This is a genomic window from Lentzea sp. HUAS12 (genome assembly GCF_024125735.1).
Classification (GTDB): Bacteria; Actinomycetota; Actinomycetes; order Mycobacteriales; family Pseudonocardiaceae; genus Lentzea; species Lentzea albida.
In genome coordinates this window covers 2,898,969-2,916,254 of the sequence record NZ_CP099738.1, presented here as the reverse complement: position 1 = coordinate 2,916,254, position 17,286 = coordinate 2,898,969, and the positions used below count along the sequence as shown (strand labels likewise).

The 17,286-nt window shown below is 70.1% G+C and carries 18 protein-coding genes; 8 read left to right on the top strand and 10 right to left on the bottom strand.

Translation table 11 applies throughout. The annotated features are described in order from the left end of the window. The first annotated feature begins 9 nt into the window (after window positions 1-9). Together ND450_RS12790 and ND450_RS12785 are read left to right on the top strand one after the other, a co-directional pair. Window positions 10-606, top strand: coding sequence for a TetR/AcrR family transcriptional regulator (locus ND450_RS12790; RefSeq protein ID WP_256557497.1), 597 nt, complete (start codon window positions 10-12; stop codon window positions 604-606). An 18-nt stretch (window positions 607-624) separates the two neighbouring features. Further along, window positions 625-1,770: an acetyl-CoA C-acetyltransferase gene (locus tag ND450_RS12785; RefSeq protein WP_253326356.1), complete on the top strand. Its 1,146-nt coding sequence runs from the start codon at window positions 625-627 to the stop codon at window positions 1,768-1,770. Here the strand turns inward: ND450_RS12785 and ND450_RS12780 are convergent. Genes ND450_RS12780 through ND450_RS12765 form a run of 4 tightly spaced genes read right to left on the bottom strand, consistent with a single transcriptional unit; the run spans window position 1,754 to window position 5,049 of the window. Continuing rightward, window positions 1,754-2,803: a nitronate monooxygenase family protein gene (locus ND450_RS12780; protein ID WP_253326355.1), complete on the bottom strand. Its 1,050-nt coding sequence runs from the start codon at window positions 2,801-2,803 to the stop codon at window positions 1,754-1,756. The two genes, ND450_RS12785 and ND450_RS12780, sit on opposite strands and share 17 nt — an antisense overlap. Next, window positions 2,800-3,513, bottom strand: coding sequence for a CoA-transferase subunit beta (locus tag ND450_RS12775; RefSeq protein WP_253326354.1), 714 nt, complete (start codon window positions 3,511-3,513; stop codon window positions 2,800-2,802). The genes ND450_RS12780 and ND450_RS12775 overlap by 4 nt, the downstream gene beginning before the upstream one ends. Next, a complete protein-coding gene (locus ND450_RS12770) occupies window positions 3,510-4,307 on the bottom strand; it encodes a CoA transferase subunit A (RefSeq protein ID WP_253326353.1) in 798 nt (265 codons plus the stop codon). Before ND450_RS12770 ends, ND450_RS12775 begins: the two co-directional genes overlap by 4 nt. After that, on the bottom strand, window positions 4,282-5,049 hold the full coding sequence (locus ND450_RS12765) for an enoyl-CoA hydratase family protein (RefSeq protein ID WP_253326352.1): 768 nt from the start codon (window positions 5,047-5,049) through the stop codon (window positions 4,282-4,284). The genes ND450_RS12770 and ND450_RS12765 overlap by 26 nt, the downstream gene beginning before the upstream one ends. 63 nt (window positions 5,050-5,112) lie before the next feature. Here ND450_RS12765 and ND450_RS12760 point away from each other — a divergent pair, with 63 nt between their 5' ends. Next, the gene (locus ND450_RS12760) at window positions 5,113-5,871 is read left to right on the top strand and encodes an SDR family oxidoreductase (RefSeq protein WP_253326351.1); all 759 of its coding nucleotides are present in this window, start codon (window positions 5,113-5,115) and stop codon (window positions 5,869-5,871) included. Further along, the gene (locus ND450_RS12755) at window positions 5,868-6,722 is read left to right on the top strand and encodes an SDR family oxidoreductase (protein ID WP_253326350.1); all 855 of its coding nucleotides are present in this window, start codon (window positions 5,868-5,870) and stop codon (window positions 6,720-6,722) included. Before ND450_RS12760 ends, ND450_RS12755 begins: the two co-directional genes overlap by 4 nt. Window positions 6,723-7,122: 400 nt before the next feature. Here the strand turns inward: ND450_RS12755 and ND450_RS12750 are convergent, their stop codons facing one another. Then, window positions 7,123-8,250 (bottom strand): steroid 3-ketoacyl-CoA thiolase, encoded by a 1,128-nt coding sequence (locus ND450_RS12750; RefSeq protein ID WP_253326349.1) that lies wholly within the window; start codon window positions 8,248-8,250, stop codon window positions 7,123-7,125. A 128-nt stretch (window positions 8,251-8,378) separates the two neighbouring features. On the opposite strand from ND450_RS12750, the gene ND450_RS12745 reads away from it, so the two are divergent. Beyond that, entirely contained in the window at window positions 8,379-9,605 is a 1,227-nt protein-coding gene (locus tag ND450_RS12745) for a cytochrome P450 (RefSeq protein WP_253326348.1), read from the top strand. Window positions 9,606-9,660: 55 nt separating this feature from the next. Here ND450_RS12745 and ND450_RS12740 read toward each other — a convergent pair whose 3' ends face one another. The 5 genes from ND450_RS12740 to ND450_RS12720 are packed head-to-tail and all read right to left on the bottom strand — an operon-like array spanning window position 9,661 to window position 14,108. Next, the gene (locus ND450_RS12740; protein ID WP_253326347.1) at window positions 9,661-10,104 is read right to left on the bottom strand and encodes a nuclear transport factor 2 family protein; all 444 of its coding nucleotides are present in this window, start codon (window positions 10,102-10,104) and stop codon (window positions 9,661-9,663) included. Continuing rightward, window positions 10,101-10,961, bottom strand: a complete 861-nt coding sequence (locus ND450_RS12735) for a TIGR03619 family F420-dependent LLM class oxidoreductase (RefSeq protein WP_253326346.1) — start codon at window positions 10,959-10,961, stop codon at window positions 10,101-10,103. The genes ND450_RS12740 and ND450_RS12735 overlap by 4 nt, the downstream gene beginning before the upstream one ends. Continuing rightward, entirely contained in the window at window positions 10,958-12,100 is a 1,143-nt protein-coding gene (locus ND450_RS12730) for a thiolase domain-containing protein (RefSeq protein WP_253326345.1), read from the bottom strand. The genes ND450_RS12735 and ND450_RS12730 overlap by 4 nt, the downstream gene beginning before the upstream one ends. Continuing rightward, a complete protein-coding gene (locus ND450_RS12725; RefSeq protein ID WP_253326344.1) occupies window positions 12,101-13,156 on the bottom strand; it encodes a thiolase domain-containing protein in 1,056 nt (351 codons plus the stop codon). A gap of 7 nt (window positions 13,157-13,163) precedes the next feature. Then, a complete protein-coding gene (locus ND450_RS12720) occupies window positions 13,164-14,108 on the bottom strand; it encodes a Zn-ribbon domain-containing OB-fold protein (protein WP_253326343.1) in 945 nt (314 codons plus the stop codon). Between the two features lie 45 nt (window positions 14,109-14,153). Between ND450_RS12720 and ND450_RS12715 the strand changes: the two genes are divergently transcribed. Genes ND450_RS12715 through ND450_RS12705 form a run of 3 tightly spaced genes read left to right on the top strand, consistent with a single transcriptional unit; the run spans window position 14,154 to window position 17,167 of the window. Further along, window positions 14,154-15,182 carry an LLM class F420-dependent oxidoreductase gene (locus ND450_RS12715; protein ID WP_253326342.1) on the top strand — a complete coding sequence of 343 codons (1,029 nt, stop codon included), beginning with the start codon at window positions 14,154-14,156 and terminating at the stop codon, window positions 15,180-15,182. Between the two features lie 25 nt (window positions 15,183-15,207). After that, on the top strand, window positions 15,208-16,722 hold the full coding sequence (locus tag ND450_RS12710) for an acyl-CoA synthetase (RefSeq protein WP_253326341.1): 1,515 nt from the start codon (window positions 15,208-15,210) through the stop codon (window positions 16,720-16,722). Further along, complete coding sequence (locus tag ND450_RS12705) at window positions 16,715-17,167, top strand: pyridoxamine 5'-phosphate oxidase family protein (RefSeq protein WP_253326340.1); 453 nt, start codon at window positions 16,715-16,717, stop codon at window positions 17,165-17,167. The genes ND450_RS12710 and ND450_RS12705 overlap by 8 nt, the downstream gene beginning before the upstream one ends. Window positions 17,168-17,286: the final 119 nt, after the last annotated feature.

Below are 17,286 nucleotides of genomic sequence, written 5' to 3'. Positions count from 1 at the left end.
GGTAAGACCGTGAGCACCAGAAGGCAGGAACTGCTCGCGTTGGCGGCGAGGATGTTCGCCGAACGCGGGTACGGGCAGACGACCGTGCGCGACATCGCGGACGCGGCGGGGATCCTGTCCGGCAGCCTCTACCACCACTTCGACTCCAAGGAGTCGATGGTGGACGAGATCCTGCGGACGTTCCTGGACGAGCTGTTCACGCGGTACCGGGAGATCGTCGACGCCGGGCTCGGCCCCAAGCAGACGTTGAAGGCCCTGGTCGTGGCGTCGTTCGAGTCGATCGACACCCGGCACGCCGCCGTCGCGATCTACCAGAACGAGGCCAAGCACCTCACCGGCCTGGAGCGGTTCTCCTACATCGACGACCGCAGCGTGGAGTTCCGCAAGCTGTGGACGGTGCTGCTGGAGGAGGGGATCAGCGCGGGCGTGTTCCGCGCCGACCTCGACGTGGACGTGGCGTACCGGTTCATCCGCGACACGGTGTGGGTGGCCGTGCGCTGGTACCGGCCGGACGGCGAACTGCGCGCGGAGGCGGTGGCCGACCAGTACCTCGCGATCCTGCTCGACGGCATCGCCACGGGCCGCCGGAAGAACTCCAAGACATAGCTTGAAGGAGGGCCCCTCGTGGCCGAGGCGTACATCATCGAGGCTGTGCGGACCCCGGCGGGCAGGCGTGGTGGCGAGCTGAGCCACGTCCACCCGGCAGATCTCGGCGCGCACGTGATCACGGCGCTGCTCAACCGCGTGGACGTCGACCCGACGGACGTGGACGACGTGATCTTCGGTTGCGTGGACACCGTCGGCCCGCAGGCGGGCGACATCGCGCGGACGTCCTGGCTGGCCGCCGGGTTCCCGGAGCAGGTGCCGGGCGTGACGGTCGACCGCCAGTGCGGGTCGAGCCAGCAGGCGCTGCACTTCGCGGCGCAGGCGGTGATGAGCGGCACGGCCGACGTCGTCGTCGCGGGCGGTGTGCAGAACATGTCGCAGGTGCCGATCGGCTCGGCGATGACGGCCGGTTCGCAGGTGGGCAGCCCGTTCGAGGGCTGCGAGGGCTGGCAGCACCGCTACGGCGACGAGGAGGTCAGCCAGTTCCGGGCGGCCGACCTGATCGCCGTCCGGTGGGACCTGTCGCGGCGCGAGATGGAGGACTTCGCGCTGCAGAGCCACCTGCGGGCGATCACCGCGATCAAGGAGGGCCGGTTCGACCGCGAGATCGCGCCGGTCAACGGCATCGCGGCCGACGAGTGCCCACGTCCGGACACCAGCGCCGAGAAGATGGCGAAGCTCCAGCCGTTGCGTCCCGGCGGGCGGACGACGGCGGCGTTGTCGTCGCAGATCTCCGACGGCGCCTCGGCGGTGCTGGTCGTGTCGGAACAGGCCGTGCGCGAGCACAAGCTGACGCCACGAGCCCGCGTGCACCACATGTCCGCCCGCGGCTCGGACCCGATCTACATGCTCACCGCGCCGATCCGGGCGACGAAGTACGCGCTGGAGCGCGCCGGGATGTCCATTTCGGACATCGACCTGTTCGAGATCAACGAGGCGTTCGCGTCGGTGGCCATGGCGTGGGCCAAGGAGCTGAAGGTCGATCTCGGGCGCGTGAACGTGAACGGGGGAGCGCTCGCGCTGGGTCACCCGATCGGCGCGACCGGCACGAAGCTGTTCACCACCTTGCTGCACGAGCTGGAGCGGACGGGCGGCCGGTACGGGCTGCAGACGATGTGCGAGGGCGGTGGTCAGGCGAACGTGACGATCATCGAACGTCTCTGAGCCGGTCGATCGCCGCCTCGGCGTCCTTCACGATCCCCTCGACCAGGTCCGCGCACGTCGGCAGGTCGCCGAGCAGTCCGGCGACCTGGCCGGACGCGAGCACGCCGGCGTCGGTGCGGCCCTCGACGAGGCCTGCCCGCAGCAGCATCGGCGTGTTCGCCGCCATGACGACCTGCGACCAGGTGAGGTCTCTGCCGTGCTTCATGGCCAGGCCCTCGCGGATCATCGCGCGCCACGTCAGCCCGGTGTGCTGCCGGAACCTGGCCGCGTTCGCGACGGCTCGCGCCAGGCCGCTGATCCGGCCGGACCTCTCGAGGTGCTCGACCAGGTCCGAGCGCAGGACGCGGTGCGGGAGTCCGTCGACGCGGGTGGTCACGACCGTGCCGTTGAGATCCCGGTGGAGGTAGGCGTGTTTGACCGCGTCCGGAACGGTGCTTTCCCGGGTGAGCAGGAACCTCGTGCCCATCGCGATGCCGGCCGCGCCGTACGCGAGCGCCGCCGCGAGCCCGCGGCCGTCGAAGAAGCCGCCGGCCGCGACCACCGGGATGTCGACGGCGTCCAGCACGCTCGGGAGCAGCAACGTCGTCGCGACACCGCCGGTGTGCCCGCCGCCCTCGCCGCCCTGCACGATCACCGCGTGCGCGCCCCACTGCGCGACCTTCTCGGCGTGCCTCGCCGCACCGATCGACGGGATCACCACGACCCCGGCGTCGTTCAGCTTCGCGATCATGTCGGGTTTCGGGGCCAGCGCGAAGGAGGCGACCTTCACCTGTTCGCGGATCAGCAGGTCGATCCGTTCCGGGGCGTCGTGCGCGTCGGCTCTGAGGTTCACGCCGAAGGGCGCCGACGTGCGGGAGCGGGTCTCCTTGATGGCGGCTTCGAGCTCGGGGTAGGTCATGGTCGCGGAGGCCAGGATGCCGAGCCCACCGGCCTCGGCGGTCGCGGAGACCAGCCGCGGGCCCGCGACCCACCCCATGCCGGTCTGCACGACCGGGTGCCGCACGCCGACCAGCTCGGTCAGGGCCGTCCTCATGACGGGACCTCCTTGTCCCGCTTGCCCTGCGGGTCGAGCCTCGTCCTGATCAGGTCCAGTTCCCCGCCGGTCGGCAGGCGGGTCTCGCCGACGTCCTCGGCGACGAGCGGGAACGACGTCTGCTTCTGCACCTCGTCGACGGATACGCCGGGGTGCACGGAGACGATGCGCATCGAGTGGTCGGGGGTGCCGAAGTCGAGCACGGCGAGGTTCGTGACCACGCGGTGGACGTCGTGGAACGGCCCGGCCGCGCGGTCGTAGCCGACACCGGACACCACGTCCACGGCCTCGACCAGCACACGGGGGCTGTGCCGAGGCACCCAGTAGCTGGTGCGGTGGTTGACGGTGTTGCCCGGTGCGCCGCGGAAGCCCAGGAGTTGCCGGGTGGGCCTCGCGTGGTCGCCGATGGCGGAGATGTTCTGGTTGCCGAACCGGTCGACCTGGTTCGCGCCCATCACGACGTGCCGGCGGCCGTGCGCGACGACGTCGAACACCTTCCGGTACGGCAGCCAGCCCTCCACAGTGGACTCGGGCGTGAGCAGGAACGCCTCGCCGTCGCTCAGCAGCAGGTCGGGTTCGTCCGTCAGCCTGGCCAGTTTCGCCCCGAGCGACGGGATGAGGCCCATCGGGCTGGCGAGCGTCTCACCGGCGCCGAGGAACAGGTCGGCGCACGCGGCGACGCAGACCTCTGCTCGCGTGATGTCGCTCATTCGAGGAACCTCTCGTAGAAGTCCGGCCACTGCTCCAGGTCCGTGGCGGCGTTGGCGTACTCGCGCTGGAGGGCCTCGTCGCGGCCGTAGTCGGGCACGCAGCTCGTGAACCCCGCTCCACCGGGCGCCTGCACCACGCCGTCGACCATCATCCGGTTGAGCAGCAACGTCTGCGGCGGCCCGTCGAACGACTCCACGACCTGCTCGCACGAGACGTAACGCCGGTCCGCGGCCAGGCAGAACAGGTCGTCGAAGTACGGGTCGGGCCCGAGGTACTGGGCGTTGCCGTGCTTGTCGGCGCGGTTCAGGTGGACCAAGGCGACGTCGAGCTTCAACGCCGGCATCGCGACCAGTTCCTCGCCGTCGTCGTACGGCGACCGCACGGTCTTGAGCTCCGGCGCGTACTTCAGCACGTCCGAGCCGAGGCCCGCCCTGATCGGCAGGAACGGCAACCGGTGCGCCGCGGCCCGCAGCCCCGTCTGGAACATGCCCTCGTCCAGTTCGAGGACCTCGATCGCGCCGGTCTCGCGCGCCCGTTTGAACCACGGGTCGTACGGGATCGAGTCGAGCGAGACGAACCCGTAGACGAGCTTGCGGACCTTGCCCGCCGCGCACAGCAACCCGGCGTCCGGGCCGCCGTACGTGACCACGGTCAGGTCTGTGGCTGGACTCTTCAGCAACGCTTTGACCAGCGTCATCGGCTTGCGCCGCGAGCCCCAGCCGCCGATGCCGACGGTCATCCCGTCCTTGATGGTGCCGACGACCTCGTCAGCCGTCATTCGCTTGTCGCGCATGGTGTCCGTCCAGGAAGGCCTGCCGGGCGTGGTCCGACACACCGGTGAGGTTGAGCTCGAAGGTGAAGCCCTGCTCGAAGCGGTAGCTCTGGTGCACGCGCTGCGGGTCGATGCCGTTGATGGCCTCCTTGGCCGCGCGGATCACCGACGTGTCCTTCTTCGCGATCTCTCCGGCGATCTCGCGGGCCGCCTCGTCCAGCTGTGCGCGTGGCACGACCTCGACGACGCTCCCGTGGTGGTGCAACGTCTGCGCGCTGACGTTGCGCGCGGTGTAGTACAGCGTCCGCATGAGGTGCTGCGGCACGAGCCTGGCCAGGTGCGTCGCCGCGCCGAGGGCCCCGCGATCGACCTCGGGCAGGCCGAACGTGGCGTCGTCCGAGGCGACGATGATGTCCGCGTTGCCGACCAGCCCGACACCGCCGCCGAGGCAGAACCCGTTCACCGCGGCGATCACCGGCACCTCGCAGTCGTACACGGCCGCGAACGCCTTGGCGCAGCCCCGGTTCGCCGCCACGAGCGCGTTGTAGCCCTCGGCGCGCTGGATCTCCTTGAGGTCGACGCCCGCGCAGAAACCGCGGTTCTCGGCCCTGAGGACCACCACCCGCGCGTCCGGGTCCTCGCCCGCGGCCGTCACGGCCCTGGCCAGCTCGAACCAGCCCTGTGACGGGATGGCGTTGACCGGCGGGTAGTCGACGGTGACCTCGATGATGCCGTTTTCGGTGTGGCTGCTGGAGATTCCCATGGAGCCGCCTTCCGAACCAAGCGATTGCTTGGTAATTTAGCAGTGCCGAAGCGACCGGGGTAGGTGCTGGTGGAACTGGACCTTCACGGAGCAGTGGTCCTGGTGACGGGAGGCGTGCGGGGTGTCGGTCTCGGCATCACCCGCGCGTTCCTGTCCGCGGGCGCGACCGTCGTGACATGTGCGCGACGCCCCGCGGAGGTCGACGGCGCGTCGTTCGTGCCGTGCGACGTGCGGGACGCCGACCAGGTGTCCGAGCTGGTGTCCGGGATCGTCGCCGAGCACGGTCGGGTGGACGTGGTGGTGAACAACGCGGGAGGGGCGCCGTTCGCTTTGGCGGACAAGGCCTCGCCGCGCTTCCACTCGAAGATCGTCGAGCTGAACCTGCTGGCGCCCCTGCTGGTGTCCCAGGCGGCCAACGAGGTCATGCAGGAGCAAGGCTCCGGCTCGATCGTCAACGTGAGCAGCGTGAGCGGACGGCGTCCCTCACCTGGTACCGCCGCCTACGGCGCCGCGAAGGCCGGTCTGGACAGCCTGACGTCGTCGCTGGCCGTCGAGTGGGCGCCGAAGGTGCGGGTCAACGCGCTGGCCGTGGGCATGGTGCGCACGGAGCAGTCGCACCTGCACTACGGCTCCGAGGCCGGGATCGAGGCCGTGGCTCGCACTGTTCCGTTGGGGCGTCTCGCGTCACCGGACGAGGTCGGCGCGTGCGCCGTGTTCCTGGCGTCACCGCTGGCGTCCTACGTGAGCGGCGCGACCTTGGTCGTTCACGGCGGGGGAGAGGCACCCGCGTTCCTGACCGCTGCCGATGGGGGTACCGCATGAGCCGGGTCGTGATCGTGACGGGAGCGGGCCGGGGCATCGGCCGGGCCCACGCGCTGGCGTTCGGCGCCGCCGGGTGCAGGGTCGTGGTGAACGACCTGTCCGCGGCCGTAGCGGGCGAGGTGGCGGACCAGATCGGTCCGAGGGCCGTCGTCAACACCGACGACGTCGGCACCTGGGCGGGCGCGCGGCGGTTGGTCGAGACCGCGGTGTCCTCGTTCGGCGGCCTCGACGTGCTGGTCAACAACGCCGGCATCGTGCGCGACCGCATGGTCGTCGGCTGCAGCGAGGACGAGTGGGACGAGGTCGTCCGCGTCCACCTCAAGGGCCACTTCGCCACCCTGCACCACGCCGCCGCCCACTGGCGCGGAGTCGCGAAGGCCGGCGGCGCGGTGTCGGGCCGCGTGATCAACACGTCGTCCGGCGCGGGCCTCTTCGGCAGCGTTGGCCAGGCGAACTACTCGGCGGCCAAGGCGGGCATCGCCTCGATGACGCTGGTCGCGGCCGCCGAACTGGCCCGCTACGGCGTCACGGTCAACGCGATCGCCCCGGCCGCCCGCACCCGCATGACCGAGGCGACGTTCGCGGACATGATGGCGCCACCGGAGGACGGCTTCGACGCGATGGCGCCGGAGAACATCTCGCCGCTGGTCGTGTGGCTCGGCAGCGAGGAGGCCGGGGACGTGACGGGGCGGATGTTCGAGGTCGACGGCGGGCGCGTGTGCGTGGTGCACGGGTGGCGGCGCGGGCCGGAGGTCGACAAGGGCGCGCGCTGGTCGGTGGAGGAGTTGGGGGCGGTGGTGCGCAAGCTGGTCGCGGACGACCACCCGGTGCCGGTCTACGGGGCCGAGTAGGTTCGATCATGTGACCCGTCTCGCCGCACACGCCGCCGTGTCCCGTTGAACTCACCTGCGAGCCGACGACGATGAGGCGACGAGAGCAGCTGTCGATCTGACGTGAGCTGTGGGAGACCGACTGCTGGTGCGCGACCGCGACGCACACCGTTGATGGATCACCGACCGTTCGCCGCACCTCGGCACACGTGGCCCTGGAGGCTGGAGCGGCTGTCGACCGCGGAGATCCGGCGCCGGAGCGGCGCACCGAGGGACTGCGGCGCCGGCGTCGTGTCGTCCTGGTTGCCGTGCTCAGAGCCCTGCACGACGTGCCAACCGCCGTTGGAGGTGGACCGGGGTGTGAGTGGACTCCTCCGCTTCCAGCACGAGAGCAGGCGAACCCCGTACCCGGCGGCCGACCTCAGATCCGTTCGATGATCGTCCCGGACGCCATGGCCCCACCCGCGCACATCGTGATCAACGCCGTACTCGCGTCCCGCCGCTCCAACTCGTGCAACGCCGTGGTGATGAGCCGCGTGCCGGTGCTGCCCACAGGATGGCCGAGGGCGATGGCGCCGCCGTTGACGTTGACCCGGTCGAGGTTCGGCCGGTGCACCGCCGCCCACGACAGCACGACGGACGCGAACGCCTCGTTGACCTCGAACAGGTCGATGTCCGCCATCTTCATGCCGCTGCGCTTCAGCAGCCGCGCGGTGGCGTCGACCGGGCCGTCCAGGTGGTAGTACGGGTCCGAGCCGACCAGGCACTGCGTCACGATCCGTGCGCGGGGTTTCAGGCCGTGCGCTCGTGCGAACTCCTCGTCCACGACCATCACGGCCGAGGCGCCGTCGGAGATCTGCGACGACGTGCCCGCGGTGTGCACACCGTCCGGCACGACCGGCTTCAGCGTCGCGAGTGCCTCCAGTGACGTCTCGCGGAGTCCCTGGTCGGTGTCCACCAGGTCCTCCCCGACCTTCACCGGCACGACCTCGGCGGTGAACCTGCCCGCCGCCCACGCCGCCCGTGCCCGGTTCTGCGACTGGACGCCGAAGCGGTCCACCTCCTCGCGTCCGATGCCGCGGCGGGCGGCGACGCGTTCGGCTGCCACGAACTGGTTGGGCAGGTCGATCGTCCACGACTCGGGGCGCGGCATGCCGGTCTCGCCGATGTTGCTGCGCAGCGGGACGCGGCTCATCGCCTCCACGCCGCACGCGATGCCGGCGTCGATCGCGCCCGCGGCGATCAGGCCGGCGACGAGGTGCGTGGACTGCTGGGCCGAGCCGCACTGGGCGTCGATCGTGGTGGCGCCGGTGGTCTGCGGCAGGCCCGCGTGCAGCCAGGCCGTCCGGGTGATGTTGCTCGACTGTTCGCCCGCCTGGGTGACGCAGCCGCCGATGACCTGTTCGACGGTGGACGGATCGAGGCCTGTCCTGTCAAGAAGACCTCGTTGTGCCGCACCGAGGAGCTCGGCGGCGTGCAGGCCGGACAACCAGCCGTTCCGCCTGCCGATGGGCGTGCGCACCGCTCCCACGATCACCGGACTGCCCACGCGAGCCTCCTCGGCCTAGAAACTAGAACACGTTCCTGTGAAGCTCCAGACTGGCCGTGTGGGGGCTTCAACACAAGGCGCAACCGTGTTTGAATCGGATAGAACGCGTTCCACCTAGGAGGTTGCTCGTGAGCAAGCCGCGCATCCCGGAAGGCTTCGACTTCACCGACCCCGACATGTACGCGAGCAGGTTGCCGTTCGAGGAGTTCGCCGAACTGCGCCAGACCGCGCCGATCTGGTGGAACTCCATACCGCAGGGATCGGCCGGCTTCCCCGACGACGGCTACTGGGTGGTGACGAAGCACCGCGACGTCAAGGAGGTCTCGCGCAACAGCGAGCTGTTCTCCAGTCGCGAGAACACGGCGATCATCCGGTTCAAGGAGGACATGCCGCGCGACAACATCGAGATGCAGCGGCTGCTCCTGCTCAACATGGACCCGCCCACGCACACCAAGCAGCGCGCGATCGTGTCCCGCGGCTTCACCCCGCGCGCCGTGAACAGCCTGCGCGAGGCGCTCGCCTCCCGTGCCGAGCGGATCGTCGCGGAGGCGCTCGAGAAGGGCAGCGGCGACTTCGTCTCGGACGTGGCGTGCGAGTTGCCGTTGCAGGCGATCGCCGAACTGATCGGCATCCCGCAGGACGACCGCCGCAAGATCTTCGACTGGTCCAACCAGATGATCGCCTACGACGACCCCGAGTTCGAGATCGAGCCGCTGACGGCCGCCACCGAACTGCTGGGCTACTCGTGGACGATGGCGGAGGACCGCCGCAAGTGCCCGCGTGCCGACATCGTCACCAAGCTCGTCCAGGCCGACGTGGACGGTGCCGGGCTCGCGTCGGAGGAGTTCGGCTTCTTCGTGCTGCTGCTGGCCGTGGCGGGCAACGAGACCACCCGCAACGCCATCACGCACGGCATGAAGGCGTTCTTCGACCACCCCGAGCAGTGGGAGCTGTTCAAGGCCTCCCGGCCCGCCACCGCCGGCGACGAGATCGTCCGCTGGGCCACGCCGGTCGTGTCGTTCCAGCGCACCGCGATGGCGGACACCGAGCTCGGCGGGGTGGAGATCAAGCAGGGGCAGCGGGTCGGGATGTTCTACTCGTCGGCCAACTTCGACGAGGAGGTGTTCGAGTCGCCGGAGACGTTCGACATCACCCGGGACCCGAACCCGCACCTCGGCTTCGGCGGGAGCGGGGCGCACTTCTGCATCGGGGCGAACCTGGCGCGGCTGGAGATCGACCTGATCTTCAACGCGATCGCGGACGCCATGCCGAACATCAAGCAGGTCGCGGAGCCGCGGCGGCTGCGGTCGGGGTGGCTCAACGGCATCAAGGAGTTCCGCGTCCAGTACGCGTGAGAGACGACTGAGGCCCCTCCACCTGCGGATGGAGGGGCCTCATGCTGTGGTGGGGTCAGGACTCGACGCGCAAGGTCGCCATCGCCCGCTCCGTCTCCCAGAACGCCCGCATCGACTTGATCAACCCGTCCTCGCCCACGTTGTAGACGAACACGCCCTCGGTGTCGACCCGCGCCCCACCGGGCAGGAACGCGCTGATCGTGCCCACGTTCGCACACTCCGACCCCGCCGCGAACGAGTCGTGCATCGCGAACTCGAAGCGTTCCACGTTCGCGATGGCCAGGTCCCAGAAGGCGGCGATCGCCTCCTTGCCATGGTGCCCCTTGCCCTCGTTGTCGAACATCGACGGCCCCACCGGGTCCTCGACCACGGCGTCCTCGGCGAACAGGGCCAGCCACTCGTCCTTCGCGCCGCGCGTCACGCAGTCCATCGAACGCCACGACGCCACGCGGGCCGGGGTCTCGGTCTTCGAGGCCGTCCAGGTCACTGCTGCTGTCACGCGAACTCTCCGATCACCTCGTCGGCGAAGCGCCGAAGTCCGTCCTTCTTGGCCTGCAGGCTGCCGTCGAAACCGACGCCGTAGAAGAGCCACGGCACGACGATCGTGTCCGTCACGCCTGCCTCGGCCAGCTGCTTGTAGCCGTCGAGCCCGAACCGGTCGATGCACACGGCCTGGATCTCGAACGGCCGCTCGAACGCGCCCAGGTCGTCCAGAGTCGCGATGACCGACTTCAGCTCCTCGAACTTGATCATCGCCGACGTCCAGCCGTCGCCGACGCGGGCCGCGCGCTTCAACGCCGCGGGGGAGTGGCCGCCCACGTAGAACGGCACCGGGGACGTGGGGGCCGGCGACATCTGCAGGCGGTCGAAGTCGAAGTAGTCGCCGTGGTACTCGACCATGCCGCCGCCGAGCACGAGCTTCAGCACGTCGATCATCTCGTCCACGCGCGCGCCGCGGTTCTTGAACGGGACTCCGCACCACTCGAACTCCTCCGGCGACCAGCCGAGGCCCACGCCGAAGCCGAAGCGGTCGCCGGTCATGTGCGCGACCGAGCCGACCTGGCGGGCGAGCAGCAACGGGTTGCGGGAGCCCAGTTTCAGCACCTGCGTGTAGAAGTTGATCCGGGACGTCACGGCGCCCATCGCGGCGGCCGCGACGAACGGGTCGACCCACGGGGTGTCGGCGTTCCACATGCGGGAGCCGTCCGGGGTGTACGGGTAGTCCGCGGAGACCTTCTCCGAGAAGAAGAGGGAGTCCGGCAGCGCGATGGAGGCGTAGCCGCACTCCTCGGCGCACCGGGCCAGCTCGGTGAGTTGGTCGAGCGGGCTCATGGCGATGCCAACGGTGAACTTCAAGGCTTCTCCGATCCGACGACCCACATGGCGAAGAACTGCGACCCACCGCCGTACGCGTGGCCCAGCGCGACCCGCGCGCCGTCCACCTGGTGGTCTCCCGCGGTGCCCATGACCTGCATGGCGGCCTCGGCGAAGCGCAGGAGCCCGGAGGCGCCGATCGGGTTGGACGAGAGCACGCCGCCGCTCGGGTTCACCGGCAGGCGGCCGCCGATCTCGGTCTCGCCCGCCTCGGTGAGCTTCCAGCCCTGGCCGACGTCGGTGAAACCGAGGTTCTCGAGCCACATCGGCTCGAACCACGAGAACGGCACGTAGATCTCGGCCGCGTCCACTTCGGACAGCGGGTCGGTGATGCCGGCCTGCTTCCACAGCGCGCGGGCCGCGTCGCGACCCGCCTGCGGGTTGACCTGGTCGCGTCCGGCGAACGTCGTGGGCTCGGTGCGCATCGCGGTCGCGCGGATCCAGGCGGCCCGGCCCGACGTGGGGTCGGCCGAGATGACGACCGCGCAGGCGCCGTCCGATGAGGGGCACGTCTCGTCGTACCGGATCGGGTCCCACAGCATGGTCGAGGCCTGCACGGACTCGACGGTGATGTCCGGCTGTTTGAGGTGCGCGTAGGGGTTGCGGGCGCCGTTGCGGCGGTCCTTGGCAGCGACCATCGCGCCGATGTGCTCGGGTGCGCTCGCCCGGCGGATGTAGGAACGGACGTGCGGCGCGAAGTAGCCGCCCGCGCCCGCGTGCACCGGCATGGTGAACGGCGTCGGCACCGACAGCGCCCACATCGCGTTCGACTCCGACTGCTTCTCGAACGCCACGGCCAGCACGCGGTCGTGGACGCCGGACTGGACGAGCGACGCGGCCACGTTGCCGGTGCTGCCGCCGACCGAACCGGCGGTGTGCACGCGCAGCAACGGTTTCCCGACGGCGCCCAGCGCGTCCGCGAGGAACAGCTCGGGCATCATCACGCCCTCGAACAGGTCCGGTGCCTTGCCGAGGACCACCGCGTCGATGTCCGGCCAGTCCACGCCGGCGTCCGCCATCGCGCGGTCGATCGCCTCGCGGCACAGGCCCGCCATCGACACGTCGAGGCGCTTCGCCGCGTGGTGCGTCTGGCCGGTGCCGACCACTGCTGCCGGTCGCATCTACTCCCGCCCTTCCATGACGCAGACGAGGTTCTGTTGGAGCAACGGCCCGCTGGTCGCGTGCCCGAGGACCTTGGCCGCCGTGCCGTCGTGGATCCGGCGCGCGGCCTCACCGATGCGCGCCAGGCCGGCGGAGAACATCGGGTTGCCCGCGAGCACCCCGCCCGACGGGTTCACCGTCACGTCGTCGCCGAGCCCGAGCGCCTGGCGCAGCAGGATCTCCTGGTGGGTGAACGGCGCGTGCAGCTCGGCGACCTGGACGCCGTCGGCGCCCGCCGCCTTGCCCGCGGCGACCGCGGACGGGGAGGTCGTCAGGTCGCGCGTGCCGAACGACGGCGAGTCGGTGCGGTGCTCGAAACCGGTGATCCACGCCGGGCGTTCGCACAGCTCCCGTGCGCGGTCTCCGGCGGCGAGCACGATCGTGGCGGCGCCGTCGGTGATCGGCGCGCAGTCATGCCGCCGCAACGGGTCCGCGACGTACGGGAGCTCCAGCAGCTCGTCGGCGTCGACTTCGCCGGACAGCTGCGCGAGAGGGTTCGCCACAGCGTTCCTGCGGCTCTGCGCGGCCACGGCGGCCATCGCGCGTTCGTCCCACAGCCCGTTCTCGATGCCCATCCGCGCCTGGATGCCAGCGAGGCCGAGCGTGTCCGGCCACAGTGGAGTGACGAGGTACGGGTCGAGCTGCATCGCCATGACCCGCCGGAGCTGCCCGGCCGAGGACTTGCCGAAGCCGTAGACCAGGGCGGTGTCGACCTCGCCGCAGAGCAGCTTCACCCACGCCTCGTACAGGGCCCAGGCCGCGTCCATCTCGACGTGCGACTCGGCGATCGGCGGGAACGCGCCGATCGCGTCGACCGCCGAGACGAACGAGAACGCCCGCCCCGCCAGGTAGTCCGAGGAACCCGAGCACCAGAACCCGATGTCGGTCTTGGTGAGCCCGAGGCCGCCGAGCACCTCGTGGAAGATCGGGACCAGCATCTCGACACCGTTGGTGGTGCCGTCGGTCTCGCGCACGCAGGGCGTCTGCGCGAAGCCGACTACCGCAATGTCACGCACGCGAGCCTCACAGGTGCTGGGAGTAGGAGTCGAACGGCGCGTCCGGCTCACCGGACGGCCTGAAGTGGTCGATGTTCTGCATCGTCGGGCCCCACTCCTCGCGCGGCTTCCACACCGCCTCGACGCGCATGCCCATCCGCACGTCCTCGGGCGCGACGCCGAGCAGCAGGTGCAGGAACGGGATGTCCGCGCCGTCGAGCAGCACGTACGCCGAGACGTACGGCGGCGGGATGCGCTGGCCCAGGAACGGCACGTTGACCACGCAGAACGTGGTGATCGTGCCGCGGTCGGCGAGCTCGACCTGGTCCGTCGTCGGTACGCCGTCCGTCGGGCAGGCCGGGCGCGGCGGGAAGTAGACCTTCTCGCACGACGGGCAGCGCTGGCCGAGCAGCCTGCCCTCCATGAGACCGCGCAGGAACGGGTCCTCCGTCGGCGACGCCGAATGGGTGTAGTGCAGGGTGACCGGCGTGGTCACCATCGTGACGTCCTCGGCCTCGGTCGGTTCCTCGGCCGGCTCGTCGGAGAGCTCGAAGCACTCGATGTCCGTGATGGCACCGACCCGTTCGCCACGCCATCGCACCCGCACCCGCGCGCCGGTCGAGATCTCCTCCGGCGACCCGGCGTCGACCGCGTGCAGCAACGAGGTGTCCGCGCCGTCGAGCTGGATCAGCGCCCAGGCGAACGGCCGGTCGAGCGGCTGCCCTTCGAGGGGCTCGGGGATCCACGACCACCCGCGCACGACACCGGTCGCCGCCACGTCCACGAACTCGTGGAGGCGTTCGGCGGTCACGGGGTCGTACTCGAGCGGCGGCACGTGCACGCGCCCGTCGCCGCCTCGGATCCCGGTCACCCTGCGGCGGCGCAGATCCGAGAGGAACCGGCCCAGCGTCGGGCCGAGGGAGCGCGTGTAGTCGAAGCCAACGTCGAGCGGAGCACTCAGCGGCCGAGTCACAGATCAAAGTGAAACAGGTTCTCGAAATGGTGGCAAGATGGGTGCATGAAGCTCGGTCTGCAGCTCGGGTACTGGGGTGCTCAGCCGCCCACGAACGCCGCCGATCTCGTGGCGGCGGCGGAGGAGTTCGGCTTCGACGCGGTGTTCGCCGCCGAGGCGTGGGGATCGGATGCCTTCACCCCCCTGGCGTGGTGGGGATCCGGGACTTCGAGGGTCCGGCTGGGCACGTCGGTCGTGCAGATGTCGGCACGCACGCCGGCCGCCTGCGCCATGCACGCGCTGACGCTCGACCACCTGTCCGGCGGGCGGTTCGTGCTGGGGCTGGGCGTGTCCGGGCCGCAGGTCGTGGAGGGCTGGTACGGGCGGCCGTTCGCCCGGCCCCTGGCCAGGACCAGGGAGTACGTGTCGATCCTGCGCCAGGTGATGGCCCGCGAGGCGCCCGTGCGCAACGACGGCCCGCACTACCCGTTGCCCTACCAGGGGCCTGGTGCGCTGGGGCTGGGCAAGCCGCTCAAGCCGATCACCCATCCGCTCCGCGCTGACCTGCCCGTTTGGCTCGGGGCGGAGGGCCCGAAGAACGTGGCGCTGACGTCGGAGATCGCCGACGGATGGCTCGCCATCTACTACGCGCCGCGGCTCGCCGGCATGTACGACGAGTGGCTCGACGAGGGTTTCGCGAAGTCGGGGCGGAGCAGGGAGAACTTCGAGGTCGCCGCCACCTGCCAGGTCGTCGTGACGGACGATCCGGCGGCCGTGCGGGCGATGCTGAAGCCGTTCGTCGCGCTGTACATCGGCGGGATGGGCGCTCCGGGGATGAACTTCCACGCCGAGGTGTTCACGCGCATGGGCTACGGCGAGGTCGTGCAGGACATCGGGAAGCTCTTCCAGGCCGGGCGCAAGGACGAGGCCGCGCAGGTCGTCCCGGACGAGCTGGTGGCCGAGATCAGCATCGTGGGCGATGCCGATCATGTGCGCGAGGAGGTCCGCCGGTGGGAGAAGGCGGGCGTCACGACACTGCTCGTCGGCTGCCGCGACGTTGCCTCGGTCAAGGCCTTGTCGGAGGCTTGTCAGTAGGTGAAACGCGTTCTACTTTGAGGGTGTGGTCACAGGACTCTGGAACATCGCAGCCGATCAGCCGGACCTGACCGCGCTGGTCGATCCGAGCGGTCGCGAGATCACCTACGCCGGGCTCGCGGACGACGCGAACCGCTACGGACGCGGGTTCCGGGCCCTGGGGCTCGAACCCGGCGACAGCATCGTGCTGATGCTGCCGAACAGCGCCGAGCTGGTGGCGGTGTACTTCGCCGCCTACCAGACCGGCCTCTACGTGGTGATGGCCAACTGGCACCTCACCGGGGCCGAGGTCGCGTACCTCGTGCAGGACAGCGGTGCCAAGGCTTTCGTTGCGCACGAACGCTTTGCCGCGGCGGCGACCGAAGCCGCGGCGAGCCTGCCGTCCGGTGCCCGCTTCGCGGTCGGCGAGATCACGGGCTTCGAGCCGTTGAGCACGCTCGGCGCGGGCGAGGAAGGCAGGCCCGACGGACGCACCACCGGTTCGCCGATGCTCTACACCTCCGGCACGACCGGGCGCCCCAAGGGCGTGCGCAGGCCGTTGACCGGGGCCGATCCCGACGTCGTGCCGCCGAGTGCCGCCTGGTTCTTCGGCATCTTCGGGATCAAGCCGCACGACGGGCACGTGCACCTGTGCGGATCGCCGCTCTACCACACGGCCGTGCTCAACTTCGTGACCATCTCCATCCAGCTCGGCCACACCGCGGTGCTCATGGACCACTGGGCGCCGGAGGAGATGCTGCGGCTGATCGAGCGTCACGAGGTCACCCACAGCCACATGGTGCCGACCCAGTTCCACCGCCTGCTGGCGCTGCCGGACGACGTCAAAGCCAAGTACGACATGGGATCGCTCCGCGCGATGATCCACGGCGCGGCGCCGTGCCCGCTCGAGGTCAAGCGCCGCATGCTCGACTGGTGGGGGCCCGTGGTGATCGAGTACTACGCGGCCACCGAGGGCGGCGGTACGGCGATCAGCGCCCAGGAGTGGCTGAAGAAGCCCGGATCCGTCGGACTGCCGTGGCCGACGTCGGAGATCAAGATCCTGGGCGAGGACGGCACCGAGCTCCCGGTGGGCGAGCAGGGGCTCGTCTACATGCGGATGGGCGACTCGACGTTCGAGTACCACAAGGACTCCGAGAAGACCCGTGCCGCGCGCGTGGGCAAGCTGTTCACGTTGCAGGACATCGGATATCTCGACGAGGACGGCTACCTGTTCCTGTGCGACCGCAAGAACGACATGATCATCTCCGGCGGGGTGAACATCTACCCGGCGGAGATCGAGGGGGAGCTGATCTGCCACCCCAAGGTCGCGGACGTGGCGGTGTTCGGCGTGCCGCACCCGGACTGGGGTGAGGCGATCAAGGCCGTGGTGCAGCCGACGGACGGCGTCGAGGGCGATGAAGCGCTCACCGAGGAGTTGTTGGAGTTCGCACGCACGAGGCTCGCCAAGTTCAAGCTGCCGCGCACGGTCGAGTACGTGACCGAGCTGCCGCGTGACCCCAACGGCAAGCTGTACAAGCGAAAGCTGCGCGACCGTGCGTGATGCCATCAAGATGTCGGCCGCCGAGGTCGAGGAGTTCCTGCGCGGGCAGAAGACGTTGGTCGTGGCCACCATCGGCCGCACCGGCCTGCCGCACCTCGCGCCGATGTGGTTCGCCTGGGTCGATGGCGAGATCGTGTTCTGCACGGACCGCAAGTCGCAGAAGATCGTGAACCTGCGCCGGGACCCGCGGTGCAGCGTGCTCGTCGAGGCGGGGGAGTCCTACGAGCAGCTGCGCGGCGTGCACATGGAGGGCGTCACCGAGTTCACCGAGCTGGGCCCGGTCGTGGACGCCGTGGTGGCGCGCAACTTCGGCGAGGTCGGCGACGACCCGCAGGCCCGTGACGCGTTGCGCAAGGCGATGTCGAGGCGCGTCGCCGTGGTCTTCCGCCCGACGAAGACCGCCAGCTGGGACCACCGGAAGACGATGTCTGGAGTGACACCGTGACCCTGAACCGTCGTCAGGTGCTCGCCGGAGCCGGCCTCGCGCTGGCCTCCGGACTGGTCAGACCCGGCTCGGCGTCCGCCGACCTCGGGGAGTTCGACGTCGTGGTCGTCGGTGCGGGC

What these genes read in the sequence shown, in the direction of transcription:
- ND450_RS12780 (WP_253326355.1), bottom strand. Translation starts at nt 2,803, where the DNA reads ATGAGGACGGCCCTGACCGAGCTGGTCGGCGTGCGGCACCCGGTCGTG.
- ND450_RS12775 (WP_253326354.1), bottom strand. Translation starts at nt 3,513, where the DNA reads ATGAGCGACATCACGCGAGCAGAGGTCTGCGTCGCCGCGTGCGCCGAC.
- ND450_RS12770 (WP_253326353.1), bottom strand. Translation starts at nt 4,307, where the DNA reads ATGCGCGACAAGCGAATGACGGCTGACGAGGTCGTCGGCACCATCAAG.
- ND450_RS12765 (WP_253326352.1), bottom strand. Translation starts at nt 5,049, where the DNA reads ATGGGAATCTCCAGCAGCCACACCGAAAACGGCATCATCGAGGTCACC.
- ND450_RS12755 (WP_253326350.1), top strand. Translation starts at nt 5,868, where the DNA reads ATGAGCCGGGTCGTGATCGTGACGGGAGCGGGCCGGGGCATCGGCCGG.
- ND450_RS12730 (WP_253326345.1), bottom strand. Translation starts at nt 12,100, where the DNA reads ATGCGACCGGCAGCAGTGGTCGGCACCGGCCAGACGCACCACGCGGCG.
- ND450_RS12715 (WP_253326342.1), top strand. Translation starts at nt 14,154, where the DNA reads ATGAAGCTCGGTCTGCAGCTCGGGTACTGGGGTGCTCAGCCGCCCACG.